9 protein-coding genes, 1 tRNA gene and 1 pseudogene are annotated in these 8,323 nt (G+C 71.1%); 4 read left to right on the top strand and 7 right to left on the bottom strand.

What is annotated here, in order from left to right:
* Positions 1–87: 87 nt before the first annotated feature.
* Positions 88–834, top strand: a complete 747-nt coding sequence (locus KUM39_RS11340) for a cobalt-precorrin-6A reductase (protein ID WP_217785403.1) — start codon at positions 88–90, stop codon at positions 832–834.
* 38 nt (positions 835–872) lie between these two features.
* Here KUM39_RS11340 and cobF read toward each other — a convergent pair whose 3' ends face one another.
* Both cobF and KUM39_RS11330 read right to left on the bottom strand, forming a co-directional pair.
* Positions 873–1,655, bottom strand: a complete 783-nt coding sequence (gene cobF / locus KUM39_RS11335) for a precorrin-6A synthase (deacetylating) (RefSeq protein ID WP_217785388.1) — start codon at positions 1,653–1,655, stop codon at positions 873–875.
* Between the two features lie 107 nt (positions 1,656–1,762).
* The gene (locus tag KUM39_RS11330; protein ID WP_217785387.1) at positions 1,763–2,263 is read right to left on the bottom strand and encodes a DUF309 domain-containing protein; all 501 of its coding nucleotides are present in this window, start codon (positions 2,261–2,263) and stop codon (positions 1,763–1,765) included.
* 158 nt (positions 2,264–2,421) lie between these two features.
* Between KUM39_RS11330 and KUM39_RS11325 the strand changes: the two genes are divergently transcribed.
* From KUM39_RS11325 to KUM39_RS11320, 3 genes and pseudogenes are all read left to right on the top strand, one after another.
* Positions 2,422–2,495, top strand: a tRNA-Pro gene (locus KUM39_RS11325).
* A gap of 127 nt (positions 2,496–2,622) precedes the next feature.
* Positions 2,623–2,768, top strand: a pseudogene (locus KUM39_RS28150) (enhanced serine sensitivity protein SseB); the annotation flags it as partial.
* A gap of 213 nt (positions 2,769–2,981) precedes the next feature.
* The gene (locus KUM39_RS11320) at positions 2,982–3,794 is read left to right on the top strand and encodes a class I SAM-dependent methyltransferase (protein ID WP_217785386.1); all 813 of its coding nucleotides are present in this window, start codon (positions 2,982–2,984) and stop codon (positions 3,792–3,794) included.
* Between the two features lie 17 nt (positions 3,795–3,811).
* On the opposite strand, the gene KUM39_RS11315 is transcribed toward KUM39_RS11320, so the two are convergent.
* The 5 genes from KUM39_RS11315 to KUM39_RS11295 form a co-directional block, all read right to left on the bottom strand.
* Entirely contained in the window at positions 3,812–4,702 is an 891-nt protein-coding gene (locus tag KUM39_RS11315) for an aldo/keto reductase (protein WP_217785401.1), read from the bottom strand.
* 73 nt (positions 4,703–4,775) lie between these two features.
* The gene (locus tag KUM39_RS11310; protein WP_217785385.1) at positions 4,776–6,407 is read right to left on the bottom strand and encodes an HAD-IIIC family phosphatase; all 1,632 of its coding nucleotides are present in this window, start codon (positions 6,405–6,407) and stop codon (positions 4,776–4,778) included.
* A 229-nt stretch (positions 6,408–6,636) separates the two neighbouring features.
* Positions 6,637–6,921: a MoaD/ThiS family protein gene (locus tag KUM39_RS11305; protein WP_217785383.1), complete on the bottom strand. Its 285-nt coding sequence runs from the start codon at positions 6,919–6,921 to the stop codon at positions 6,637–6,639.
* On the bottom strand, positions 6,911–7,822 hold the full coding sequence (locus KUM39_RS11300) for a formylglycine-generating enzyme family protein (RefSeq protein ID WP_217785381.1): 912 nt from the start codon (positions 7,820–7,822) through the stop codon (positions 6,911–6,913). Before KUM39_RS11300 ends, KUM39_RS11305 begins: the two co-directional genes overlap by 11 nt.
* Positions 7,822–8,283, bottom strand: coding sequence for a M67 family metallopeptidase (locus tag KUM39_RS11295; RefSeq protein WP_217785379.1), 462 nt, complete (start codon positions 8,281–8,283; stop codon positions 7,822–7,824). The genes KUM39_RS11300 and KUM39_RS11295 overlap by 1 nt, the downstream gene beginning before the upstream one ends.
* Positions 8,284–8,323: the final 40 nt, after the last annotated feature.

Here is an 8,323-nt window from a genome sequence, read left to right as displayed (position 1 = left end):
CGCCCGCCCCGGCCGACCCGCTCGGACCGCCGACCCGCCCGGACCCGCCCGGACCCGCTCCGCAAGGGTGTCGCCTACGCTCGCCGTATGTCCCCGCACATCCTGATCCTCGGCGGTACGACGGAGGCGCGCCGTCTCGCCGCAGCGCTCGCCGCCCGGCCCGGTCTCCGGGTGACGACGTCTCTCGCGGGCCGCGTCACCCGGCCGGGAGAGCTGGTCGGCGAGGTCCGGACGGGTGGTTTCGGCGGCGCCGAGGGTCTGGCCGCATGGCTGCGGACGCACCGCGTGGACGCGCTGATCGACGCCACCCACCCCTTCGCCGCGCGTATCACCGCGAACGCCTTGCGAGCGGCGGCCGACACCGGGACACCTCTGGTCGTTCTGCGCCGCCCCGGCTGGCAGCCAGGCCCCAACGACCGCTGGTACGACGTGGGTTCACTCACCGAGGCCGCGGAGGCACTGCCCGCTCTGGGGCGCCGGGTGTTCCTCAGTACTGGGCGGCTGGGTCTCGCCGCCTTCGCCCACCTGACCGAACTCGCCTTCGTCGTACGCTCCGTGGAGCCGCCGGAGCCGCCGCTGCCGCCCGACCTTCACGTGGTCCTGGATCGGGGGCCGTTCGACCGGGTGGCCGAGACGGAACTCCTGCGCGCCCACCGCATCGACGTACTCGTCACCAAGGACAGCGGCGGCGAGGCCACGGCCCCGAAGCTCGCGGCGGCAAGGGAGTTGGGGCTGCCCGTGGTCGTCGTGCGGCGCCCGGAGCCGCCAAGTGGGTTGCCGTTGGCGGGAGATGTGGCAGGGGTGCTGGAGTGGCTGGACACGCGAGGGCTGTAGGACACTCCGAGGAACCCGTTCAGGTCCGAGGAACCCGTTCAGGCCCCGGAGCCCTCGCCCCGCCTGCGTCGCAGCAGATACGTGTCCATGATCCACCCCTTGCGCTCGCGGGCCTCGGCACGGAGCCGCTCGATGCGGGGTCCGGCCTCGGTGAGGGGACCGGAGACGAGGATCTCGTCGGGGGTGCCCAGGTAGGCGCCCCAGTAGATGTCCAGGTTCTGGTCGGTGTGGTGCCGGAACGACTGGTGTGCGTCCAGCATGACGACCACGTCGTCCACCCCGTCCGGGAACCCCTCGGTGAGTCTGCGGCCGGTGGTGATCTGCACGGGCCCGGCGACACGGTTGAGGCTCGTCCGATGCCGGGCGACCAGGGTGGAGACGCTGCTGACACCGGGGATCACGTCGTACTCGAACGTGACCGTGCCACGCGCGAGGACCTCTTCGAGGATGCCGAGCGTACTGTCGTACAGCGCCGGGTCGCCCCACACGAGGAACGCGCCGGTGCCGTGGTCGTCCAGTTCGTCGCTGATCAGCCGCTCGTAGACGGTCGCGCGGGCGCTGCGCCAGTCGGCCACGGCGGGGGAGTAGGCGGCGCCGCCCGCGCGCCGGTCCCGCTCCGGGTCGCGCGCCTCCACCACCCGGTACCCGCCCTCGGGCCGGTGCGTCTCCAGCATCTCCAGGCGCAGCCCGGTCAGCTCGCTCTTCACCTCGCCCTTGTCGAGCAGGAAGAACACGTCCGTGCCGCGCAGCGCCTTGAGCGCCTGGAGCGTGAGCTGGTCGGGGTCGCCCGCGCCGATGCCTATGACATGAATCTTTCGCACGGCTCCGAGTGTGCCGTACGGGGTGGTGGGGGTGGTGGCCCGGGCGGACCGGCTGTTCCGATGCTGCCGCTGCCGCTGCCGCTGCCGCTGCCGCTGCCGCTGTCGGGTCAGCGGAGGCGGGGCGCCTCCACCACCGGGTCTACGGGGTCCGCCCCGGACTCCACCCGCCCGGCCAGCTCGCGCGCCCACTCCGCGAGCCCGACCAGATCGAGCCCGTACGGCCGTACATCGCCGCTGTCGCGCGACCATTCCTCAATCGCCCCGGCGCCGCGCCGCAGGAGCCGGGCGCCGCCGGTGGCGTTGCCGCGTGCGGAATGGGTGAGGCCCACGGCGAGCTGGGCGAGCCCGCGCCAGAGGGCGCGCTCCGACGCGGGGCCGGACTTCCAGGCGTCCTCGAAGACCTCGTGGGCGTGGAAGGGCTTGCCCGCCGTGAGCAGCGCGGCTGCCTCGGCCACCGTCTCGGTGGGCGCCCGCACCACACCCTCCGGCTGCCGCTCCACCCCGGTGACGCCGTACGGCAGGGGTCGCCCGAGCCCGTCCCTGGGGCGCGCGTTCCGCGCCCGGCCCTCGATGTCCCGGTCCCGTTCACTGCCCCGCGCGTTGTCCATGCCGTCGATTCTGCAACGCCCGGCGGCCGGGCCCGGTGCCCGAGCGACCGTACGCCGTACTGGCGCCGGGCCGGTCTCGGGCCGACTTCGGGGCACCCCCGCCCGTGGGGTAAAGTGCTGTTCGCGCGATCATCCGGCCCGGCCGTGACGGCGCGCATCGGGACGTGGCGCAGCTTGGTAGCGCACTTGACTGGGGGTCAAGGGGTCGCAGGTTCAAATCCTGTCGTCCCGACTTTGCGGAGTCGCAGGCGAGGGCCGGTTACGGAGAAATCCGAAACCGGCCCTCGGCCGTTCTTGGGGACCAAACGGGGACCAAGGTTCTTGACCCAGCTCACCGAGTCATGACGATCGGGCTGGGCAACCCGGACGGCGTGGTCGGTGTCCCGCTTCCCCCCCCGGCGGCCGACGCCGAGTTGTGCCGCGTCGGCCGGCCCCGCTGGACGGACCCACCAGCGGCGGCCGGGTCAAGCTTTACGAACCCGACTGGCAGGACGGCCCGATCGACTCCCGGCGAAGTCCGCTGCGGTACCGCGCCTCGTAAAGGGCGCTGGAAACTGCGCGAGCGGCCTCCACCGGCCTCGCGGCTCGGCACAGGTGATCGGGCCACGCCGTGCCTGTCGGCCCGCCCCTTGTACGGGACGCGTATGGGCCCCGTATCCGAGTCCTGCGATATTGGCGAGGGTGATCGTTTTCTGTGTGCTGGTGCAGAGGAGAGCTCGTGGCTGCGAATGTTTCTCCGGGCCCGCAGATCGGCGACGCGTTTGGACTGCAGCTCTCGGACGCGGTGCGTCTGCGGCGGCCCGTGACCGCGTTCGTCGAGCGTTCGGACGGGCTGATCGTGCCGTCCGGCTCGGCCCAGTGGCTCAGTGGAGAGCAGGAGTGGCCGTCGGCGGTCCGGGACGCGCTGGTGAGAGCTCGGGGCCCTGTGCTCGACGTGGGTGCCGGCAGCGGCAGGCACACCGCATATCTTGCCCGCAAGCCGATGCAGGTGACGGCGATGGACACCTCGGCGCTGGCCCTGGACATCTGCCGGGACGCCGGGGTGCAGGAGACCGTGTGCGCGGACGTGACGGAGCTGGAGCACCGGTTGCGGGGAAGGCCGCTGTTCCGGACCGTGCTGTTGCTCGGCAACAACGTAGGGCTGCTCGGTTCCGTCACCCGCGGCACTGAGATCCTTCGGCAGGTGCACGCGGTCACCTCGGACGATGCGCTGATCATCGCGGAGGGCAGGCGTCCCGTGGTCGGCACTGCGGAGAACCGCGCCTATGTCGAACGCAACCTCGCCCAGGGCAGGCTGCCGGGCGAGCTGCTGATGCGTCTGCGCTACGGCACGACGGCTACCCACTGGTTCCCGTACCTGTTCTGCGGGCCGGAGGAACTGGAGCGCATCGCGAAGGGCGCGGGCTGGAGCCTATGCGACGTCAGGGACTTCCACTACCCGGGCGCTCCGTCCGACGCGGCCCCGCTGTCGTACACGGCGGTGCTGGGCAAGCAGGGTGGCACCGCCGCTGCCGACCTCCAGCAGGGGTGAATGGTCCCGTCGCGAGGTCAGTACCGTGGCGCGGACGGCGCCGGAATCGCGTCCAGTGCCTCGACCTCGGCAGACGTGAGGGTGATGTCCGTCGCGGCGGCGTTCTCGATCAAGTGCGTCCGCCGCCTGGTGCCGGCGATGGGCACGATGTGTTCACCCTTGGACAGGACCCAGGCCAACGCGGCCTGTCCCTGGGTGGCTCCATGGTGCACGGCCACGGCTTTCAGCGGTTCGAGGGCCCGCAGCTCCTCCCGCATGGCCGCTTCGGTGAAGCGGGGCAGTCGGAGGCGGCGGTCGTCCTCGGCGAACTGGCTGCGCGACCGGTGCGTACCCGTCAGGAAGCCACGGCCGAGGGGTGCGTAGGCGATGAAGCCGCAACCGTGCGCGGCGCACCACGGCACGATGTCCCGCAGGGCTTCACGCGTCCACAGGGACAGTTCACTCTGCACCGACGACACAGGGTGGATGGCATGGGCCCGCCGCAGTTCCCCGACACCGACCTCCGACAGGCCGATGTGCTTCACCAGACCTTCACCGACCAACTCGGCGAGGGCGCCCCACGACTCGTCCAGGGGAATCCTCGCGTCCACACGGTGCAGCTGGTAGAGGTCGAGATAGTCCGTGCCCAGCCGCTGGAGCGAGGTCTTGGCCGCGGCTTTTAGGTGCTCGGGCCGGCCGTCCGGTACGAGGCCTCCCTTCTCTCCCGCGACGAGGCCGCCCTTACTGGCCAGGAACGCCTCGTGCCGACGGCCGCGCAGGGCCTGTCCGAGCAGGACTTCGTTGGAGTACGGCCCGTACACGTCCGCTGTGTCGATGAGCGTCACCCCCAGATCGAGCGCGGTGCGCACGACATCCAGGGAAGCCGCGTCGTCCCAGCCCCCCGTCGTGTAGGCATAACTCATACCCATGCAGCCGAGTCCCACCGAGCCGACAGGCGACCCGCCCAGTGTGCGCTGGCGCACGATGTCCCCTCCCCGCTGATCAGGACGTCCGGGAGAGCCGGACCTCGACGAAGTTCTTGCCGTGGGCTTCGTCGACCGCGGGGTCGAACACCACGGTCACGGACCCGTCGGTCGGCGCTGCCGCTCTCGTCACGGTCGGGAATCCGTGCCCGCGCAGCGCCTCTAGGACCGTGTCGTTGCGGCCCGTCGGACACCATGTGACGTGAACAGGACGCCGGGACCTACCGATCAGCCAGTCGAACACGGCGGTCTCCAGCGTCCGGTTGAGGACCCGGCAGCTCATCGCGAACTCCCGCACCCGCACCCGGTCCTTCGCGGTGTCGGTGACGATGACGGCGCAGATGCCGTGATCGCCGAACGTGTCGATGAGCCGGGCGGTGAAGACCTCCGTATCGGGGTCGTCGACAAGCCGCAGCCAGGACGCGTCGTCGAACCGGTGGCCGGTGAGATGGAAGCGGTTGGCACGGTTGAGGAGCTGCAGACAGCGGTCCTGGGCCTGTCCGGGGCCGGCCGGGGCGAGTTCGAGGCGCATGTCCAGCGAGGTGAGGAAGTCGTCGACGGACATGGCCTTCGCACGGGCGGCCTCCGACCGGTAGCGGAGCCCGTAGTAGTGGGCGCGCTCGCGGTCCTCACGGGTCAGCGGGCTGTCGGCCACGGCCGTGAGGTCCTGGAGTGTCCGGCACAGCCGCGACCAGTCCTCACCACGGCCCGGGAAACGGAGTGTGGTGATGTCCGGGTGCGTGGCGGCGACTTCGGCGAGTTCGACCGGGTTGTCGTCCACCAGGACGAACACGTCCGTGGGTAGATCCAGCGCCTTCGCCATCGCGGCGAGCTGTTCGCTCTTGGGCGTCCAGCTGGTACTGACGGCGGCGAAGTCCGCGGGCGGGACGAGCAGTCCGACGTGCTTGCGCAGCGCGGCATCGGTGAACGCGTCCAGTGCGTTCGGGGAGTTCTTGCTGCACACGCCGATGATGAAGCCCTGCCCCCGGGCACACAGCAGCATCCTCTGCCACCAGCGGTGCGCCGCGTCTCCCGCGACGGCGTGCGAGCGAACGCCCGCAGGGCCGTCCTCGGAGAGGACGCCGCGCCACAGCGTCCCGTCCAGGTCGGTCACCAGTACCTTGGGCTGCCAGACCAGGTGTAGTCGCGCCACCAGATCGCGAGCGATGAGCGACGCCGCCTCCGCCGACAGGACGGGACCGGGGGTTCGGGGCCCCGTGCCGTCCGCCCAGGCGGCCCGAGGCAGTGTTTCCAGCGCTCGGTCGGTGTCGAGAACGGAGCCGTGGGGGAGGCCGGCGAGGGTCTCCACCAGGGCATCGGTGATGCGCCCGGCCAGCCGGGCCAGTCGGAGCGCCAGCGAGCGCTCGGCCACGGGCAGGGGAAGGGGCGGCAACACGGGCGGTACGACCACGTACCGACTGGCGTGCCGGGCCAGTTGATCGCGCAGTCGTGCCGCGAAGTCCGCGATACGGCGGTCGGAGCCGGCGAACAGCTCCTGCAGCGCCGCGGCATCCAGCGGTGCGGAGGACTCCCAGCGGAGTTCGCCGAAGACATCCTCCACGCAGACCGCCGTGACGACCGGACCGGGTTCGCCCGCGAGGCTCCGCAACTCGGCGTCGAGCGCGCCGGCGGCCGGCGCGGGAACGGCCACGGGATGTCCGGTCGAAGCGGCGTACGCCCGAACGAACAGAGCCAGTTGCCCCGTCCAGGCCGTTCCGAGCAGCCGGACCCGTTCCGCGGACGCGGGTGCGAGGGAGGCATGTCCGGCGGCTTGACGCAGGGAGAGCGGGGCCGGTGCGGCACCGTGCGGGAGATGGTCGACTGCTCCGGCTGTCATGAAGCGGCGTCCTTTCCGGGAAGCGAGAAGGGACCGGCGGCGGTCAGCCGCCGGCGAACTGGAGCAGGAACTCGATCTCGTCCCCGTCGTCGAAGCTCAGTGCGCCGTACTCCGCCCGTGGGACCAGCTCTCCATTGCGTACGACGATCACGTTGCGGCGCACCGTGCCGTTCTCGTCCCAGAGCTGTGCCGCGGTGGGGGAGTGACGCGAGCTCAGGACCGTGCGCAACTGCCCGAGGTCGGCAACACTCAGCCGTTCGCCGTGCCGGAAGAACGACTCGGCGCCGATGAGGAATTCAGGCACGATGACCTGCACGTCACGGGACATGGCGGGACTGTCCTTTCGGGTCGGCCACCGGTGGTACGTCCATGGCGCAGCGGAAGCCCAGGTCCGGGGCCCAGTAGTCGGCGGGCTCGTGGTAGCGCAGTGTGCTGCGGCACATGTCGTGGAAGCCGTGGAAACTTCCGCCCCGGCAGACGCGGTGCGCTCCCTCCGTCTCGTTGAGGGGATCATGCAGGGGGGAGACGGCGTAGAAATCCGCGCTGTAGGTGTCCGCGCACCACTCCCACACGGATCCCTGCATGTCGTGCAGACCGAACGCGTTCGGCAGCAGGCCCCCGACCGCGTGAAGCCGTCCGCCCGCGTTCTCGGCGTGCCACGCGTATCCGGCGAGGTCCGGCGGAGCGGGATCCGTGGCGCTGCCGCCGCGCGCCGCGTACTCCCACTCGGCCTCCGTCGGCAGCCGTAGCCCCAGCCACCGGCCGAACATCACCGCGTCGTACCAGGTGACGCCGGTGACGGGCAGCTGCGGATCCGTGCCAGCGGCGTGCCCGGGACTCCACTGCGCGTACTGCGCGTTGGTGACCGCAGTCCGGCCCAGCAGAAAGCGTTTCAGCACTACCGGGTGCGCCGGTTCCTCGCCGTGGTACGTGTAGCCGTGCGCGGGGCGGCCGCCCATCTCGAAACGGGCCGGACTGACCGGTACGAGGTCCATGGCGGCCCGCTGTTCCTCCCGGCCGGCGTCGAAGCGGTCGTACATCAGCTCCGCCTCGATGTCCGGCCCCCAGGCCCGGCACGCTTGCCAGGCGCGGTAGAGGACCTCGCTCCTGGTCTCCCGGGGCGTACCGTCGGGATGGAGGGAGAGGACCGAGCGGACCTGTGCCAGCTCCTCCGGCTGCGGTCTCGTGAACCGCTGCGGCCGTACACCGTCCCGCGGTGTCACGGACATCACCGGGCCTCCTCGTACGTGATCACGTCGACCTCGCGGACGCGCTGCCCCGGTTCGACGCGGAACGCGCGCACCTGCGGGTAGCGGGGATTGCGCAGCATCACGATCAGGTGCCACAGGTTGGGGGAGGGGTGCAGATCGGCGTCCACGCTGGTGAGCAGCGCGGGGTGGCGCCGATGACTGTGGAAGACACCCACCGCGTGGAGTCCCCGCTCGCGGATGTAACGCTGGACGCGATGGGCCTCCTGCGGGCTGCCGACGAAACCGGCGTCGGTGTGGTCCTCGAAGTACTGTCCGTAGCGGGAGAAGCGGTCGCTCCAGGTGTCGCGGACGTTGTCGGCCATGAGTACGAACTCCACCGGCGCGCCTCCCGGGCGCGTGGCGAGGAAGTAGCCGAACTGCTTGGCAGGAAGCGCCCGTTGGATCTCCTTGACCAAACGGCGCAGCAGTGGGCGCGCCATGCGTACATCCCCGGGAATGGCGCGCCCGGGGACGTCCTGC

This window comes from Streptomyces corallincola, from assembly GCF_019104725.1.
Classification (GTDB): Bacteria; Actinomycetota; Actinomycetes; order Streptomycetales; family Streptomycetaceae; genus Streptomyces; species Streptomyces corallincola.
This window is presented reverse-complemented; position numbering and strand designations above follow the sequence as displayed.

Coding starts and splice junctions, on each gene's coding strand:
- KUM39_RS11340 (WP_217785403.1), top strand. CDS start 88: ATGTCCCCGCACATCCTGATCCTCGGCGGTACGACGGAGGCGCGCCGT.
- KUM39_RS11330 (WP_217785387.1), bottom strand. CDS start 2,263: ATGGACAACGCGCGGGGCAGTGAACGGGACCGGGACATCGAGGGCCGG.
- KUM39_RS11315 (WP_217785401.1), bottom strand. CDS start 4,702: ATGGGTATGAGTTATGCCTACACGACGGGGGGCTGGGACGACGCGGCT.
- KUM39_RS11305 (WP_217785383.1), bottom strand. CDS start 6,921: ATGTCCCGTGACGTGCAGGTCATCGTGCCTGAATTCCTCATCGGCGCC.
- KUM39_RS11300 (WP_217785381.1), bottom strand. CDS start 7,822: ATGTCCGTGACACCGCGGGACGGTGTACGGCCGCAGCGGTTCACGAGA.
- KUM39_RS11295 (WP_217785379.1), bottom strand. CDS start 8,283: ATGGCGCGCCCACTGCTGCGCCGTTTGGTCAAGGAGATCCAACGGGCG.